Below are 16,775 nucleotides of genomic sequence, written 5' to 3'. Positions count from 1 at the left end.
AAGTAAAAAAACCTCTACCAAATGGTAGAGGTTATATGATTAAAATTTAGGTGCAGATGAACGACCTCGTTTTTTTGCAAAACTTTTATCGTTCGATTCTGTTCGGTTACTTTTACGTCCCCGTTTAGCATCTGACTGAGCACCACTGACCAAGCTCATTTTCATTGGTTGATTCAGTACCCGTACTTTTTCTAAATGTTTAAGGATATTCTTTGGCATTCCTTTTGGTAACTCAACCGTTGAATGGGTTTCATAAAGTTTGATGTTACCAATATAACGACTACTAATATCCGCTTCATTAGCAATAGCACCAACAATATGCCGAACTTCAATACCGTTCTCTTTACCAATTTCAATACGATACATATCCATGTCACCCACATCACGACGTTCCCGACGTTTTGGCGACTCTCGATTATCGCCTCGTAGTCGACGTTCACCACCACGATTATCACGATCACGACCTTCACGAGATGGTTTGAATACTGGATCAGGCGGTAGAATTAATGGGCGCTCACCTTGTGCAAGTTTTAATAAAGCAGTTGCAATCGTTTCAAGATCCGCACCACTTTCAGTTTGGATTTGGCTCAGTATTGCTTGATATTGATCTAAATCATTACTTTCTAGCTGTTGTTGAACTTGCTGATTGAACTTAACTAAACGACGTTTTTCTAATAATTCTTTAGAAGGTAAGCCCACTTCTGGGATTGGTTTTTTAATTGTTTGTTCAATATTTTTTAGTAAACGACGTTCACGGCTATCAACAAATAAAATTGCACGACCTGCACGGCCTGCACGACCTGTTCGCCCAATACGGTGAACATAGGATTCTGAGTCTAAGGTAATATCATAGTTGATAACTAAACTAATACGTTCAACATCTAATCCGCGCGCTGCCACATCAGTTGCAATTAAAATATCTAAACGACCATTACGTAATCGATCAAGTGTTTGTTCTCTTAATTGCTGCGTCATATCTCCATTTAATGCAGCACAACTGTACCCGTGTTTTTCAAGCACTTCGGCAACATCAAGCGTTGCTGTTTTTGTTCGTACAAATATAATTGCAGCATCAAAATCTTCTGCTTCAAGAAAACGTATTATTGCCTCATTTTTACGCATTCCACGCACTAACCAATAACTTTGATCGATATCAGGCGCTGCTTGATTAGTCCCTTTTATCTGTACTTCTTTTGGATTATGCATAAATCGTTTAGTGATACGGCGAATTGGCGCAGGCATTGTTGCTGAAAATAGCGCTGTTTGATGATCTTCGGGAATGGCAGCCATAATATTTTCAACATCATCAATAAAGCCCATTCTTAGCATTTCATCGGCTTCATCAAGAACTAAACCTTTAAGATTTGAAAGATCTAATGTTTTACGATTTAAATGATCTAATAAACGTCCAGGCGTGCCAACTACAATTTGCGGTCCTTGTTTTAACGCTCGCAATTGCACATCATAACGCTGACCACCATATAGGGCTAATACATTCACCCCTTTCATATATTTCGAATATTCTGAACAGGCATCAGCAACTTGTATTGCAAGCTCACGTGTTGGTGCTAACACTAATAGTTGTGGCGCTTTTAAGCTGGCATCAATGTTCATTAAAAATGGAATGGAGAAAGCCGCTGTTTTTCCACTTCCAGTTTGCGCCATACCAAGCACATCTTTTCCATCTAATAATAGTGGAATACATTCAGCTTGAATGGGTGATGGTTTGCTAAAACCAAGATCATTTAATGCGTTAAGGATGTCCTCGGATAAACCAAGGTCAATAAAAGAAACTTCATTTGTCATGTAAACTCGCTTATAAATTTATCATATATATAAACTTTCTATTTTAATTGCTAAACAATTAAGCTTAATGAAATAAAGTAATTCATCTCAATATAGTTAAATGTTTAATTGCATTTCCTTGAAAAGAAAGCTATATATAAATTTATGCCAGCTCACTAAATTGAAAATTTACGATTCACATCAAAAATTAATTACTGATACTATAATTGATTATTGTTGTGAATGTTATATGGACAAATATCACATTTGCGCAATACTCTGATCCGATTAAGGATATAACTAATTAACGACTCATCAATAACTTGAACAAGTATTAATAGTCAATCAGAACTAAACTATAACAATATTTTCACTTTTAAAACTGGCATGACCCATGTTACTTTTCCTCAAGTAACTTCATTTCGTAGAGTGCCTGTTGATGTTCAACAAAGTTATAAATATTATTAGCTAAAGCATATTTAAATAACATTTTGGCACGCTCATTATCACCTTTATTCTGATAATATTTACCCAAATAAAAGTAGGTTTCACAAAGACGCTCAGCTAATTGCCGATTATTTTCAACGCCTTCTTGAAGATTTTGCATCAATTTAGATTCATTAATTTTACCTAAATAAAATGCAACAATATGGCTACTATAAATCGATTTATCATTTAACCGATTATAACGGTCTTGTAGCATATTTAATGCTGTTTTCTTATCAATCTCATTTTCAATTAGATAAAGCCATAATAATCTAATTGGCTCATTCACATCATATTGATAAAACTGAAGTGCATCTCGGTTAGCAGATTGATAATGACCTGTACGATACAACGTGATTGCTCGATTCAGATATGCATAAGCATAAGCTGGATCGATTTCTAAAGTTGTATTAAAAGACATTAAGGCAACATCAAAGTCACCTTCTCTTAAAGCATAAGTCCCTAAAAAGTTATAAATATCTGGAATGTCAGCGCTATAACCTAATAAGGTAGAAAAATCAATTTGCGCAAATGCTTTAAAACCTAATGAATCATAAACAATTCCCCTTTCAAAAATAAGCTGCATTCGGGTTACAGTATCAATATTTTTTTGGGATAATTGTTGGCTAATCTGAGCAATTTTCAATTCATCATTATACGAAACTTGCTCAGGAACAGCCAAAAGGAGCGGTGAACTTGAACAACCTGACAATAGAATAACAGCTATAAGTAAGCAGACAATCCTCAGGTTGAAAAGTTTCATTTTAAAACCCCTAATGATTAATTTTTTATTCAGTAATTGGTGAATGTTCCGTTGTTGGTTCAATTGCATCTTTCATACTTAAACGAATTCGACCTTGACGATCAATTTCAAGGACTTTCACATTGACTTCTTGTCCTACTTTTAAGTAATCAGCTACTTTTTCGACACGGTGATCAGCGATTTGAGAAACATGAACCAATCCTTCTTTACCACCAATAATAGAAACAAACGCACCAAAATCAACAATTCGAGTGACTTTACCAGTATAAATTTTACCAATTTCAACATCAGCAACTAAATTATTGATACGCTCCATAGCATCTTTAGCTTTGTTCGCATCTGATGCTGCAATTTTAACTGTGCCATCGTCAGAGATTTCAATGGTTGTGCCTGTTTCTTCAGTTAATGCACGAATCGTTGCGCCACCTTTACCGATAATATCACGGATTTTATCCGGATTAACGTTCATTGTATAAATACGTGGGGCAAACTCAGATATTTCTTGACGCGGTTTATTAATCGCTTGGTCCATTACCGTTAAAATATGCAATCTGGCACCTTTCGCTTGATTAAGGGCAACTTGCATGATTTCTTTGGTGATACCTTCAATTTTGATATCCATTTGTAATGCACTCACACCTTCACGAGTTCCGGCTACTTTAAAGTCCATATCGCCAAGATGATCTTCATCACCTAAAATATCTGATAATACGACAAATTTATCGCCTTCTTTAACTAATCCCATTGCAATACCTGCAACTGATGATTTGATTGGCACACCGGCAACCATTAAGGCAAGTGAAGCACCACAAACAGAAGCCATAGACGATGAACCATTTGATTCGGTAATTTCAGATACGACACGTACGGTATAAGGGAACTCTTCTTGGCTAGGCATGACCGCAGCTACACCACGTTTAGCTAAACGCCCATGACCAATTTCACGACGTTTAGGTGATCCAACCATACCTGTTTCACCGACAGAATATGGCGGAAAGTTATAATGCAATAAGAAACGTTCAGTATATTCGCCAGTTAATTCATCAATAATCTGAGCATCGCGTTCAGTCCCTAATGTTGCTGTGACTAACGCTTGAGTTTCACCACGTGTGAATAAGGCGCTACCATGTGCTCTTGGTAATAAATTGGTACGGATATCCAGTGCCCGAACCATATCTTTTTCACGACCATCAATACGCGGTTCACCAGCGATAACGCGCTGACGAACAATTTGGCTTTCCAAATCAATAATAATGTTCATCACTTCGTTTTCATCAAGTTCTTCATCTTGCGCTTTTAAAGAGGTTAGCACATCTTCTTTAATCAGATCAATTTGCGCATAACGAGCTTGTTTTTCTGTGATACGGTAAGCTTCACCTAGACGATCTTTCGCTAATTCAGAAACAGCATTATATAATGCTTCATTTTTAACTGGTGGAACCCAATCCCATTTTTCACGATTCGCTTTCGCCACAAATTCATTAATGTTATCAATGACCACTTGTTGTTGCTCATGACCTAATACGACTGCAGCTAACATTTGTTCTTCACTTAATAAATCAGCTTCCGACTCAACCATCAATACCGCACTTTTCGTACCAGCAACCACTAAATCCAAACGGCTATTTTGTAGTTCTTTTACTGAAGGGTTCAATACAAATTCATCGTTAATTAAACCAACTCGAGCAGCACCAATTGGACCATGAAAAGGCACACCTGATAAGCAAAGTGCAGCGGAAGCACCTATCATTGCAACTAAATCTGGACTAACATCCGGATTGACTGACACGACTGTTGCAATGATTTGAATTTCATTAACAAATCCTTCTGGAAATAATGGACGTAATGGACGGTCAATTAAACGTGCAATTAACGTTTCGCCTTCGCTTGGACGACCTTCACGTTTAAAAAATCCACCCGGAATACGACCGGCAGCATAAGTACGTTCTTGATAATTAACTGTTAATGGGAAAAAGTCTTGTCCTTCTTTGACTTTTTTATTAGCAACTACCGTAACAAATACAGCGGTATCGTCCATATTAACCATGACCGCAGCTGATGCTTGACGTGCTAAAATACCTGTTTCTAAAGTAACAGTGTGGCGTCCATATTGAAATTTTTGATATGTTGGATTAAACAAAATAATATCCTCTTGTTAATAATGCTGTTGAAATGAAAAGCTCGACAGGCAGTAGTTTTAAGTACAACTTATTGATTTTTTATTTCAACAATGTAGGGTCATCAACAAAAGATTATTTCACTGTCACGACTAATGACAGATCTATAAATTATAGAGCTCTCATTAGTCGCGCGAAACATGAGATACAATCTTTTAATGTGTTGATTTACAAAAACGAATTAATTTTACTTTCGAGCTGAGCATTATAGCAAAGCTCAAATTTTTAACAACGAAAAAGAGGCCTAAGCCTCTTTCAAGTAGATTTTGATTAGCGACGTAAGCCTAATTTTTGAATCAATTGGTTGTAACGTTCGATATCTTTACGGCGTAAATAGTCTAATAATTTACGACGGCTAGAGACCATGCGTAATAAACCACGACGGCTGTGGTGATCTTTTTTATGCTCAGAAAAATGACCTTGTAAATCATTAATACGCGCAGTTAAAAGAGCAACTTGAACTTCAGTTGAACCTGTATCGTTAGTTCCACGACCATATTCAGCTACGATTTTCGCTTTAGCTTCTACAGTTAGAGACATAATAAACCTCATAAAATTAGTATAAAACATGGCATGTCCGATCTCTAATTCAGACAACCTCGGTATTCATATAAATATGAATTGGGCGCAATTATACTGAATTTTATTAAAATAGCAATTTGATTTACGTAACTATAAGTTTACTTAAGTTCAAAGCCATACTCTTCTTGAATCAATTTTTTCAATGCTTCAATATAATTTTGTGCAGACAGGCTTAATTGGGCTTTTTGCGAAGTAATCCAACCTATCAAAATTTTTTCATTAACTTCAAGTGGTATGGATAAAATATCAGACCCATTTAAATCCGTACTTAATACGCCAGTACTAATCGTATAACCATTTAACCCATGCAACAAATTAAACAAGGTGGCTCTATCACTCACATGAATACTTTTTTTATGGTAAACAGTACTTAAAATCTCTTCAGAAAAATAAAATGAATTATATTCTCCCTGTTCGAAAGACAAATAAGGGTAATTTTCAAGATCACTTAACGTTAACGATTTCATTGATGATAAAGGATGATTGGTGCTGATAAATACGTGTGGGTGGGCTTCAAATAGCGGATGAAATGTCAATCGATGTTCTTTCAGTAAGCGTAGAATCACTTTTTGATTAAAATCTGTTAAATATAAAATCCCAACTTCACTTCGTAAATTAGCCACATCGGTAATGATATCGTAAGTTCTGGTTTCTCGGAGAGTAAACTCATATTCATCAGTATGATTTTTTTTGATGAGATTCACAAATGCATTGACAGCAAATGCATAGTGTTGAGTGGAAATGCTACAAAGTTGTTTTGAAGGGACTTTTTTTGAATAATGTTGTTCTAATAATTCAGCTTGATCTAAAACTTGTTTCGCATAGCCTAAAAATTCAACGCCATCAGTGGATAATGAAACTCCTTTAGACGTTCGTACAAAAATTTCAATACCAAATTCTGCTTCTAATTCTTTAACTGCTGTGGATAAGCTTGGTTGGGTAATATAGAGATTTTTTGCAGCTTCATTAATTGAACCTGAACGAGCAATTTCTAAAATATAGCGTAATTGTTGTAGTTTCATAGCGTCACTTATTTAGTCGTATAAGCCCATTACGGGATAATGTCTTATTAACTATATACCAAAAATTAGCAGATGTGCACTAACTGATTGTTTAAAATTAAATCTGACATACAGGCACAATACTATTTAATTTATTTGTTTACCAAATGAAATGTAATTGGGATAGTTAAATGAATGAGGAGTTGAAAATCTAGACTAACAGGTTTTATAAGTGATGGGTGAAAGGAGTAAATGAAAGGATTAATTTTGCAACGTAATTGCGTGTGTTAATGAATAGAGCCAATTGATTCTACCGATTTAAAATTGTCTAGCTGACCAGTTATAGCCTCTTTTTGATTCCATAAAGATGTATATGAATCATGATAATTACCTATTAATCGACCTTGAACAAAGTTGACTTATCCTTGTTCCTATCTATTTGCCATTAAATAAAAAAATTTTCGTAGATTAGTTTGATGCTCATAATGGTCGAAACGGTGATTAACATAGGTCTGATTAATTTGCGCCCTTTAGTGATTACCATTTTAGCGCCTACCCTTGCTCCAATAAATTGACCTAATAACATAATCAGACCAATTGACCAAACAACTTCGCCACCTAAAATAAAAAAGATTAGACCAGCTAAATTTGAGGTGAAGTTTAAAACTTTAGTATTTGCCGTTGCTTTTGTGAGATTAAAACCTGCAAGGGTGATATAAGCCACAGCGTAAAATGAACCAGCACCGGGGCCAAAAAATCCGTCATAAAAACCGATTCCCAAAGCAGGTATAAGTGCAAATTGAATAATAGAGAAACGACTTTTACGATCATCTTCGCCAACTTTTGGCGTAAGTAAAAAATAAATGCCTACGCTAATAGTTAGTATGGGTAGTAAAAGTTTTAAAAATTCAGCTTGAACATGGATGACTGAAATCGTACCTATAGCAGAACCAATAAAGGCAAATGCAATCGCCCACTTTTGCTGTTTTAAATCAACCATGCGTTGACGAATAAAATAGAGACTAGCTGAAAAAGATCCACCACAACTTTGTAACTTATTTGTTGCTAACGCACTAGCGGGTGGCAATCCAACAGCTAATAAAGCTGGCACAGTTAATAGGCCTCCACCACCAGCGATGGAATCAATAAAGCCAGCTACAACGGCGATAGCAAATAATAATACGAGTATTTCATCACTCATAAATGATTGCTCATCATAATTTCACATCGCTGCATTGAGCTCGATAACGAAGATAATGATCCATCAGCACTATAGCCACCATTGCCTCAGCTATCGGAACCGCACGAATCCCCACACATGGGTCATGTCGCCCATGCGTAGAGACGTCAACCGATTCACCAAATACATTTATCGAACGACCTGATATTTCAATACTTGGCGTGGGTTTAAGGGCAATATTGGCGATTATCGTTTGTCCGGAACTTATCCCGCCTAAGATACCACCAGCATGGTTAGATAAAAAACCATTTGGTGTGATTTCATCTCGATTTTCGCTTCCTCGTTTAGTGACAACCGCAAATCCGTCGCCAATCTCTACCCCTTTTACCGCATTAATGCTCATTAAAGCATGGGCGAGTTCAGCATCTAACTTATCAAAAACAGGTTCGCCCAATCCTACAGGAACATTTTCAGCCACAATGCAAACTTTAGCACCAATCGAATCTCCCTCTTTTCGTAACGATCTGAGTAGCTGATCGAGCGACGCGAGTTTTGATTCATCTGCACAAAAAAATGGATTTTGTTCAACTTGCTGCCAATCTTTTAATTCGCACTCAATATCCCCCATTTGTGCTAAATAACCACGAATTTGAATACCCAGTTTTTCGTGTAGATATTTTTTAGCTATTGCTCCTGCCGCTACGCGCATCGCAGTTTCACGAGCAGAAGAACGTCCTCCCCCTCGATAATCTCTTATCCCATATTTGTTGTGATAAGTGTAATCTGCATGGCTAGGTCGAAAAATATCTTTTATTTGGCTATAGTCTTGTGAACGTTGATCGGTATTTTCAATCATTAATCCAATACTGGTTCCGGTTGTTACCCCTTCAAATACTCCAGATAATATTTTAACTTGATCAGGTTCTCGGCGTTGGGTGGTATAACGAGAGGCGCCTGGGCGACGGCGATCTAAATCTATTTGTAAGTCTGATTCAGTTAATGCTAATCCCGGTGGTACACCGTCAACAATACATCCTAATGCAACACCATGCGATTCACCAAACGTTGTGACTTTAAATAATTTTCCGATTGAGTTTCCAGACATAATAACCTTATCCCGATTAATGCATAAATTTATTTAAAATAGTGATGATATTTCACCAAATCTTGCTGTGTGATTGAAAATACCCCGAATCCACCACGCTCAAAGTCAATCCAATTGAAAGGAACATCTGGATACTGTTCTTGCAAACTAACCCAACTATTTCCTACTTCACAAACAAGGACACCGTCGGGAGTTAAGTAATTAATCGCATCATGCAAAATTCGTTTTACTAAATCCAATCCATCAAATCCGGCTTCCAGCGCCAGTTTTGGTTCGTATAAATATTCTTCTGGTAAATCATTCATATCTTCTTCATCGACATAAGGCGGATTGGAGACAATAAGATCGTATTGTTTAACCGGCAAATCATTAAAGAGATCCGACAAGATAGGAGTAACTTGAAAGTTCATTTCATGCAAGTCGATATTAGTTTGAGCAACATCGATTGCCTCAAGCGAAATATCAGTGATATCAACATGCGCTTTAGGAAAAGCATAAGCACAAGCAATACCAATACAACCACTACCTGTACAAAGATCTAAAATATGTCCAGGCGGTGTGGTAAGTAGCGTTTTGAAATGATCATCAATTAATTCACCAATCGGTGAACGAGGTATTAAAACTCGTTCATCAACATAAAAACTATGTCCACAAAACCACGCTTGATTCGTTAAATAAGGAGTTGGAACCCGATCGTCAATTCGCTTTTGAATAATATCAAACAAAAACTGTCTTTCTTCTTCCGTCAGATTGGCCGCGTAAAATTCGGGAGGAATAGATAATGATAACCCCAAACTGGCTAAGATAAGTTGTTTTGATTCATCGATAGGATTATCCGTTCCATGTCCTAAATAAATATCTGATTGACTGAGTTGTGAAGTTGTCCAGCGAATAAAGTCCTGAACGGTACTTAAGTTTTCCATAATGGCTCCAAAAGATCGAGGAGAGGAAGATATCATTCGTCAATGAAGGTCATCTTATTCTCAATAAATATCGCAAATCGAGTGTTTAAACAAACCGTTAAAATTGTATCACTCATTTATTTCAACAATTTAATTATTCGCAATATAGGGTGAAGAAAGTAAGTTAAATAAATTAAATATATTCATTATGATAATCTATCATTTTAGAATTAATTTTAATTCATTTATGAATTTTTTAACTACGCGAAATATTATCAAAGTATTTTATTATATTCAATTATTCATTCTCAATCATAATAGTGAGTCATGGAGAGTATTTTTTAATAATGACTTGATAAATATAAATTTAACAGATATAAAAAACATTTTAGCTTAATGAGGCAATCATGTTTTTTCTTTCTAAATTATTTAAACCCCAAAATACTCATCCAAAATCCGTTAACAATTGGCTTGATGAATATATTACAATTCTTGCCGAACGTAATTTAAAACCCAAAACAATCGAAATAAAAACGTATTTGCTAAAAGTTATCCGTCAGTAAATAGGCGCTAAACCGATCTCCCAAATAACACCACCCGATATTGCAAAAATTATCAAAATCTATACAGATCAAGATAAAGCTCCGTCCGCTAAGTGCATGTACCACTTACTTAAAGATATCTTCCGAGAAGCATACGCACAGGGCTGGAATGACAGGAACCCCGCCGAACCAATAAAATGTCCTAAAGTTACTGTGAAACGTTCACGAATGACATTTGTTGAGTTTAAGAAAATTTTAAATGAGGCGGAAAAAACAGGAAATAAAATAATGCATGATGCTATGACGCTTGCGCTAGTTACAGGGCAACGCCGTTCTGATATAGTAGAAATGAAAAAATCAAATATTAAACGAAATTATTTATTAATAGATCAATATAAAAGAGGTGCAAAAATCGCACTACCGATAAAATTGGAATGTAAAAAAATAAGCACTAGTTTACGAGACATTATTGAATCAACTGATAATGACTATTTAATATGTCTCAACAATGAAAAAATAAAATTAGACGATATAACGCGTCAGTTTTCACGGTTACGTGATAGAGTTTATAGCCGAAATTACTGGAACGGAACACCTACCACATTTCACGAAATCAGATCACTATCAGAACGTTTATATAGAGAACAACGCATTGACACCATGACATTATTGGGTCACAAATCCCAGCAAATGACTGATAAATATAATGATAGTCGAGGTCGTGAGTATAAAAAACTGAGAATAAATTAAACCTATTCGACAAATAGGTAAGCCGTTCACATCTTTTTTAACAGCAGGAATAGTACCAATATCATCAGCCGTTGGTTTATTGTTAGGCTAGTAAACACAAACATCATTTTCTTTTAGCGTTTTAACATTAAATGAGCCATTAATTGACTGACTATCTACACCCAATTTTTTAATGAAAATTGTAGTATTTATTGAAGTTGTGGCATTTTTAGCGTCCTCTTCTGATTTTTTGGCATTTTGTTCAGCGTAGACCTTAATCTGTTCCAGTAGTTTGGTGAGTTCATTTGACCAGCACAAATATCAATTAATGAATTTGTCCATTTAGTACCAACTCCCGTTACTATTTTACCTCCATTTGTTACTGCTATCGTACCTGTATTATACCTCGACATAAATTCCCTCTAATTTGATTGAATACTTTGAGATTTTTTTATTGCAAATCGATTATAAAACCATCTGAGTTTTTCATTAAAAATACTAGCGTATTGAAACAAAACAAATATACTGGTTTACCTCCACCTGATTTATCAATTGTGATCGAAATATTCACTTTTTCACCATAAGTAAATGGCGGAATGTATAAACATAAATTTCGAAGCCTATTTTTAGTGTAAATTTTTTTTAAATCCATTGGGTATTGATTATTAAATAAAATTTTAGGATTACCTCGAAAATTTTCTAAAATTTCAAATGTTGCTGTAGTAAATCCTCTCCGATAATTAGATTTAACAATGATTTCATTAGCAAAACATAGTTTTTGCCATTGTCCATTTGCAATAACACTCATTATATGTACGTTTTGATTCGGATTTAACTCTTGCAATTTGACATCTTTCACAAATGAAACAGCCGAAAGCACATTTCCCTTGATTTGATTAACATTTAGAGTACCTTTAATTTCACAATTCTCATTGATAACGACATTATTCAACTCTCCTGATGTGGCACGCAATCTCCCTGAAATGTCAGCATTAATGGCTTTCAATGTTCCTGTATGCTTGGATAATTGCCAACCAGATACACCCTCTCTAAAATTATTTGATTCAATAACATTGCCAATTTTCGTGTTCGTTATTGAAGCATCACCAATAACTGCATCATTAATGACAACTTGATTACCCTGTGTCGTAAAGACTGTTTGAGGATTCCCATTGGCTGAGTTCATGATTGAAAAACGATCTTGAAGAAAAATGATATTACTTTGCATTCCTTGTTCAGTATTTTCAACACCCATTGTCATACCTGCAACATACTGTTGACCTTTGTCATCTACTTCAACTTTCATTGTACGATGAGCTGAAACTTTACCATTTAAATTATTTACCGTTTCACTGACATCTGAAATGGTGGTAGAAACATCTCCAACTTTTGTGTTAATTGCCTGTATTGATTTGGCAGTAGCGGCATTTTGTTCAGCTGTTGTCTGTTTTAATTCTGATAAATTGCTATTTATATTACCGTATTTAGCGTTCAACTCTTTTAAAGCAATGGCTGTTGCTGCTTTCTCAGTTAATAACGCTGAATGGGTTTCTTGAATCTCAGCGGATAAGTTGCCGTTTTCAACTCTGCGCTGTTTTGTCTCAGCGTCTATAGCCAGTGCATTTTCAATAATGGATTTTGCATTCGCTATTGAATTAATAGCAGCATTATCTGCAGAGTCGACAAGAGATTGCCAAGCGTCTGTTTCTTTTATTTCTTCAAAAATATGGTCTGTCAAATCGTTAGTATTGGTACTTGAAACACCTCTAACCCAATCTGTCCAATCACTGATGTTACCAATTTTATCGACAAGGCGAGCACGGTAGAAAAACTGTTGACCTATAGCTAACCCTGTCTGAGAATAATTGCAAGTTGGGTAACTAACATTGCTTAATAGCAGGGCATTTTCTTCATTTTCAGTCGTACTATATTGAATTTCTGTGTAACTACTATCTCCGCTTCCAATTGGAAACGACCAATTAAGGTCAATACCAAATACCACACTTTCGCTAGCAGTAAAGTCTACTGGTCTGTTAGGTTTACCAACTTTTCCTTTGATTGCTTTGGCTTGTGAATAAGCCCAGGGTGAAGATGCATCAATCGCATTTACTGCTCGTACTCGAACTTCATATACACCAGTATAAACACCTTCGACGGTAAAATTCGTTCCATTAGTTCGACCAATATTAATCCAAGACGAATTATCTTTTCTCCATTGAGCAATATAGTTTGTCGCACCTTCTACCACATCCCAAGAAGCTTGCAATGATGCCACCGACAGTCCCTGGGAGATATAACTGCTTTCTGATAAAACAATATTTTTGGGGGATGAAACTGAGCTTGGAGGAGTAACTGTTATTGGTTTTGGCTCTAATCGTATACCTTGATCTATATATTTGAATTTATTTGGATCATGATGAATAGCCGTAATTGTAAACTGACCCTCATTAGACGATGATATTGAGGTTACTCTATAATACTGAATAGCGATATTATCACTATCAATACACCATACTGCACCAGCAACTGGTGTCAGTTTATAATTAGCCGTAACAGTGAGTGTTTTTTTGTCTGTACTAATCGCTCTAATTGTTCGGCTTTGCGCAGAACCATCTGGTAAATTAAGGACTAACCGATCGCCCACATCATATTCAACGGCTCTATCTAATGTGATTTTTCGTCCTTCAACAGCGTGAATACGCCCGCCATTTTCTTTGCCAGAACGAGAAGGGTCAGCAATCCCAATAATTCGTGCAGGTAAAGGAATATAGCCATCGAGTCCTACCGAAAATGTGATCACTTCATCTTTTGCATTAGAAAGTAAAGCCCAACGTCCACGTCGTTGCGCTTCAGCTTGCGAAGTACAACCTATCGCTGTTAATTTCATGACATTGACATCATAACGACGCATCAAATCATGATCCCACACAGCCTCAACATCATCACAATAATGATTGTTAGGATCAGAATATGCAACTAAACAGGATGTATAACGATTTTTATATGAACCACCAGAATAGGTAAAATCACCGATAACATTAGAAGGATGATAGATAAAATCTGGTTCATCTTGTGGCATATCTGCGGTTAAACAGATCTGATCATTACCCCAAAATATAATACCCCGAAATGAAGCCACTAAATCTTTTAGAACGTTATAAGCCTCTTCTTGACTTTGTATATATTCGTTACAAGCAAAGCGAGGTTCCATGCCACCTCGACCATCAGGTACCATTTGATCACAATACTGACCTAATTGATAAATTGACCATTTATCGAGCATTGTTGAATCAATTCTGACCCCCATACCTGCTATCTCATCACGCATCAAATAATAAGAAAGCCAAGCAGGATTATTGGTATATGCCATTTTAAATCCGCCAGTCCAAGTGCCTGAATAGGTCCTGTTTACTGGATCATAATTGTCTGGTACTTGGACAATTTTTCCTTTCAGTTTACAACTAATTTTAGGAATAGAACCATTAAATTGGCTAGCATCTAACTCGATATAAAGTAGAGCGGTATTAGGATACCGTAATTTACTGTCAATAATTTCCGCATATGAAAAAACACTAAACGCATTAATCAATTTATTCGATTTCGAATCAGGTGTTAGTCGTCTAACACGTATACTCCACCCTTCTAATGCATTTGGTAAATTGATGCGATGATCTCGCTGATATTCTGAGGTAGTTTTTCCATTAAATTCACCATGAATAACCGTTTCAAACGCACTGCCATCTGTTGATAAGTCAATAGCATACTTGGTAACGGTTCCTATCATATCACCATTTTCTTTATACTCAATATGACTTGGTAAGCTTAATTTGATTCTAACTGCATCCAAGTTTAAATTATTAAATGAACGTATCCAAGGATTGTCAGATTTTACTGTAAAACCGATTTTTAACTCATTACTTATCTCAGGTATTCCTTGAATATAATCTTGCGTTTGAGCACCATTACGGAATTCCCATGCAACACCATTAAAATTACGTGTACCATCGAGATTGGCTAGTGGAGTATTATCAATGAATATATTTTGTTCTGTTAGATCGCCTTGAATTTCCCCTTCACTTAATGCTAAAAGCACTTTGAGCTTTGCTGTTGAAAGCAAATTATCGGGTTGTTCATAAGGTCTATGTTGCTTTTTTTTACCGCCCTTTTGACCTTCTATTAATTGCATAATCCACCTATTGTTGATCTTCTGAATAAATACCTGCGTTAATCACTGCGCCACCAATTTCACGGTTACCTAACAAAACAGGAACAGGATATCCTACCGCATTGGTATTAACGGGCGCCCCAAAACCATAATTAGGTTTATTTTCGGTATGTGATGCTCCTCCTGCATTAAATTTGGGTTGAGGAGTTAATAATTGAACAACCCCTCCTAACATCATATTAATACCAATACTGGTTAAAATAGACGTAACGGATAGTGTTCCCGCTGCCATCACTGCACTCCATGCGGCCAGTGATGCTCCAGCAGTGAAAAATGCAGCAACTAAAGCAACGGCTCCGATGACAACTTGTAATAAACCACCACTTTTTGCACCTTGAGCTATCGGCATAATCACATAATTTTTGCCATTAACATTAATATCAAACTCATCAATTCCAATATTTTTTCCATCCACAAAAAAGGCAAACTTAATGCCTTTTAAATGAGCAGTACTCATATATTTTTCAAATCCCTTTATTGTCGCACAAAGTGCGCGTAGCAATTCCCGGATATTGTTTACGTCATACGTATGCTTTTTTCCAAATTGCCTTGCCATTGCACCTTTCAATGTTAACTTACTGAGCATTAAATAACTCCTTATGCCGCACAATGCGAACAGTTCTATCTCTAAAATATTTACCGTAAGGTGTACGTGTAGATAATTGACCGTACAGGTGGTGTAAAATAAGATTATCACCCACATAAATAGCAGCATGATTTGTGACTTGCGAACCAATGCGCATCATAATTATGTCTCCGACTTTCATATCATTCAGACCGACTTCTACAAATCCTTCTGCTTGCCAATTATCATCATAAAGATGCTCTTTGCCACTATCCCACCATTCTCGTGGCACTGAATAATTGTTTAATTTAATCCCATATTCACGATCATAATAATTCATTATTAATGACCAACAATCAGCGTGACCAAGCAACCACTGCCGCCCTGTATAATCTCGATTTATTCGTGGTGATATTGTGCAAAAGTCACCATCAGGAGCAGACATTATTCCCCATTCAATACCTGTATAATCACATTGAATACGGTCAAACTCTGACGGAACCAGTGACGTAACATCAGGATGAGAATGAATAATCATGATAATTTCACCTTGTTTTTCTGCAGCTAACTGTTCTTCTGGTGATATTAAAAAATGCGCTTGTGGATTATCTGAAATGTTTTTACAAGGTAGATAGATCTGTTTTTTTCCCGTATCAATAATGAATCCACAAGCTTCATTTGGGTATTCGCTATCCACATGCTTTTTGATTGAATCTAGTAATTTTTGTCGCAT

14 protein-coding genes are annotated in these 16,775 nt (G+C 36.1%); 2 read left to right on the top strand and 12 right to left on the bottom strand.

What is annotated here, in order from left to right; translation table 11 throughout:
• Nucleotides 1-39: 39 nt before the first annotated feature.
• The 8 genes from ACGH46_RS00790 to prmB all read right to left on the bottom strand — a co-directional run bounded on the left by ACGH46_RS00790 (nucleotide 40) and on the right by prmB (nucleotide 10,002).
• Nucleotides 40-1,806 (bottom strand): DEAD/DEAH family ATP-dependent RNA helicase, encoded by a 1,767-nt coding sequence (locus tag ACGH46_RS00790; protein WP_267379150.1) that lies wholly within the window; start codon nucleotides 1,804-1,806, stop codon nucleotides 40-42.
• A gap of 376 nt (nucleotides 1,807-2,182) precedes the next feature.
• On the bottom strand, nucleotides 2,183-3,034 hold the full coding sequence (nlpI, locus tag ACGH46_RS00785; protein WP_267350629.1) for a lipoprotein NlpI: 852 nt from the start codon (nucleotides 3,032-3,034) through the stop codon (nucleotides 2,183-2,185).
• A 25-nt stretch (nucleotides 3,035-3,059) separates the two neighbouring features.
• Nucleotides 3,060-5,174 (bottom strand): polyribonucleotide nucleotidyltransferase, encoded by a 2,115-nt coding sequence (gene pnp / locus ACGH46_RS00780; RefSeq protein ID WP_411597146.1) that lies wholly within the window; start codon nucleotides 5,172-5,174, stop codon nucleotides 3,060-3,062.
• Nucleotides 5,175-5,481: 307 nt separating this feature from the next.
• The gene (gene rpsO / locus ACGH46_RS00775) at nucleotides 5,482-5,751 is read right to left on the bottom strand and encodes a 30S ribosomal protein S15 (RefSeq protein WP_065559597.1); all 270 of its coding nucleotides are present in this window, start codon (nucleotides 5,749-5,751) and stop codon (nucleotides 5,482-5,484) included.
• Nucleotides 5,752-5,891: 140 nt separating this feature from the next.
• Nucleotides 5,892-6,815, bottom strand: a complete 924-nt coding sequence (locus tag ACGH46_RS00770; RefSeq protein ID WP_065559598.1) for a LysR family transcriptional regulator — start codon at nucleotides 6,813-6,815, stop codon at nucleotides 5,892-5,894.
• A 424-nt stretch (nucleotides 6,816-7,239) separates the two neighbouring features.
• The gene (locus ACGH46_RS00765; RefSeq protein ID WP_411599129.1) at nucleotides 7,240-7,995 is read right to left on the bottom strand and encodes a TSUP family transporter; all 756 of its coding nucleotides are present in this window, start codon (nucleotides 7,993-7,995) and stop codon (nucleotides 7,240-7,242) included.
• Nucleotides 7,996-8,008: 13 nt separating this feature from the next.
• Nucleotides 8,009-9,079 carry a chorismate synthase gene (gene aroC, locus ACGH46_RS00760; RefSeq protein WP_411603480.1) on the bottom strand — a complete coding sequence of 357 codons (1,071 nt, stop codon included), beginning with the start codon at nucleotides 9,077-9,079 and terminating at the stop codon, nucleotides 8,009-8,011.
• 29 nt (nucleotides 9,080-9,108) lie between these two features.
• Entirely contained in the window at nucleotides 9,109-10,002 is an 894-nt protein-coding gene (gene prmB, locus ACGH46_RS00755; protein WP_411599127.1) for a 50S ribosomal protein L3 N(5)-glutamine methyltransferase, read from the bottom strand.
• Nucleotides 10,003-10,388: 386 nt separating this feature from the next.
• On the opposite strand from prmB, the gene ACGH46_RS00750 reads away from it, so the two are divergent.
• On the top strand, nucleotides 10,389-10,544 hold the full coding sequence (locus ACGH46_RS00750; protein WP_411603477.1) for a hypothetical protein: 156 nt from the start codon (nucleotides 10,389-10,391) through the stop codon (nucleotides 10,542-10,544).
• A complete protein-coding gene (locus tag ACGH46_RS00745) occupies nucleotides 10,545-11,273 on the top strand; it encodes a tyrosine-type recombinase/integrase (protein ID WP_411603782.1) in 729 nt (242 codons plus the stop codon). It abuts the gene before it with no gap.
• Between the two features lie 87 nt (nucleotides 11,274-11,360).
• Here ACGH46_RS00745 and ACGH46_RS00740 read toward each other — a convergent pair whose 3' ends face one another.
• The 4 genes from ACGH46_RS00740 to ACGH46_RS00725 form a co-directional block, all read right to left on the bottom strand.
• Entirely contained in the window at nucleotides 11,361-11,570 is a 210-nt protein-coding gene (locus tag ACGH46_RS00740; RefSeq protein ID WP_267361129.1) for a hypothetical protein, read from the bottom strand.
• Between the two features lie 133 nt (nucleotides 11,571-11,703).
• A complete protein-coding gene (locus ACGH46_RS00735) occupies nucleotides 11,704-15,438 on the bottom strand; it encodes a phage tail tip protein (RefSeq protein ID WP_267361131.1) in 3,735 nt (1,244 codons plus the stop codon).
• Nucleotides 15,439-15,445: 7 nt separating this feature from the next.
• Complete coding sequence (locus ACGH46_RS00730; RefSeq protein WP_411603473.1) at nucleotides 15,446-16,063, bottom strand: tail assembly protein; 618 nt, start codon at nucleotides 16,061-16,063, stop codon at nucleotides 15,446-15,448.
• On the bottom strand, nucleotides 16,053-16,775 hold the full coding sequence (locus ACGH46_RS00725; protein ID WP_411603470.1) for a C40 family peptidase: 723 nt from the start codon (nucleotides 16,773-16,775) through the stop codon (nucleotides 16,053-16,055). Before ACGH46_RS00725 ends, ACGH46_RS00730 begins: the two co-directional genes overlap by 11 nt.

Source organism: Gilliamella sp. CG22 (assembly GCF_046635725.1).
GTDB lineage: Bacteria > Pseudomonadota > Gammaproteobacteria > Enterobacterales > Orbaceae > Gilliamella > Gilliamella apicola_I.
This window is presented reverse-complemented; position numbering and strand designations above follow the sequence as displayed.

Coding starts and splice junctions, on each gene's coding strand:
- ACGH46_RS00790 (WP_267379150.1), bottom strand. CDS start 1,806: ATGACAAATGAAGTTTCTTTTATTGACCTTGGTTTATCCGAGGACATC.
- nlpI (WP_267350629.1), bottom strand. CDS start 3,034: ATGAAACTTTTCAACCTGAGGATTGTCTGCTTACTTATAGCTGTTATT.
- rpsO (WP_065559597.1), bottom strand. CDS start 5,751: ATGTCTCTAACTGTAGAAGCTAAAGCGAAAATCGTAGCTGAATATGGT.
- ACGH46_RS00770 (WP_065559598.1), bottom strand. CDS start 6,815: ATGAAACTACAACAATTACGCTATATTTTAGAAATTGCTCGTTCAGGT.
- ACGH46_RS00765 (WP_411599129.1), bottom strand. CDS start 7,995: ATGAGTGATGAAATACTCGTATTATTATTTGCTATCGCCGTTGTAGCT.
- aroC (WP_411603480.1), bottom strand. CDS start 9,079: ATGTCTGGAAACTCAATCGGAAAATTATTTAAAGTCACAACGTTTGGT.
- prmB (WP_411599127.1), bottom strand. CDS start 10,002: ATGGAAAACTTAAGTACCGTTCAGGACTTTATTCGCTGGACAACTTCA.
- ACGH46_RS00750 (WP_411603477.1), top strand. CDS start 10,389: ATGTTTTTTCTTTCTAAATTATTTAAACCCCAAAATACTCATCCAAAA.
- ACGH46_RS00735 (WP_267361131.1), bottom strand. CDS start 15,438: ATGCAATTAATAGAAGGTCAAAAGGGCGGTAAAAAAAAGCAACATAGA.
- ACGH46_RS00730 (WP_411603473.1), bottom strand. CDS start 16,063: ATGCTCAGTAAGTTAACATTGAAAGGTGCAATGGCAAGGCAATTTGGA.
- ACGH46_RS00725 (WP_411603470.1), bottom strand. CDS start 16,775: ATGCGACAAAAATTACTAGATTCAATCAAAAAGCATGTGGATAGCGAA.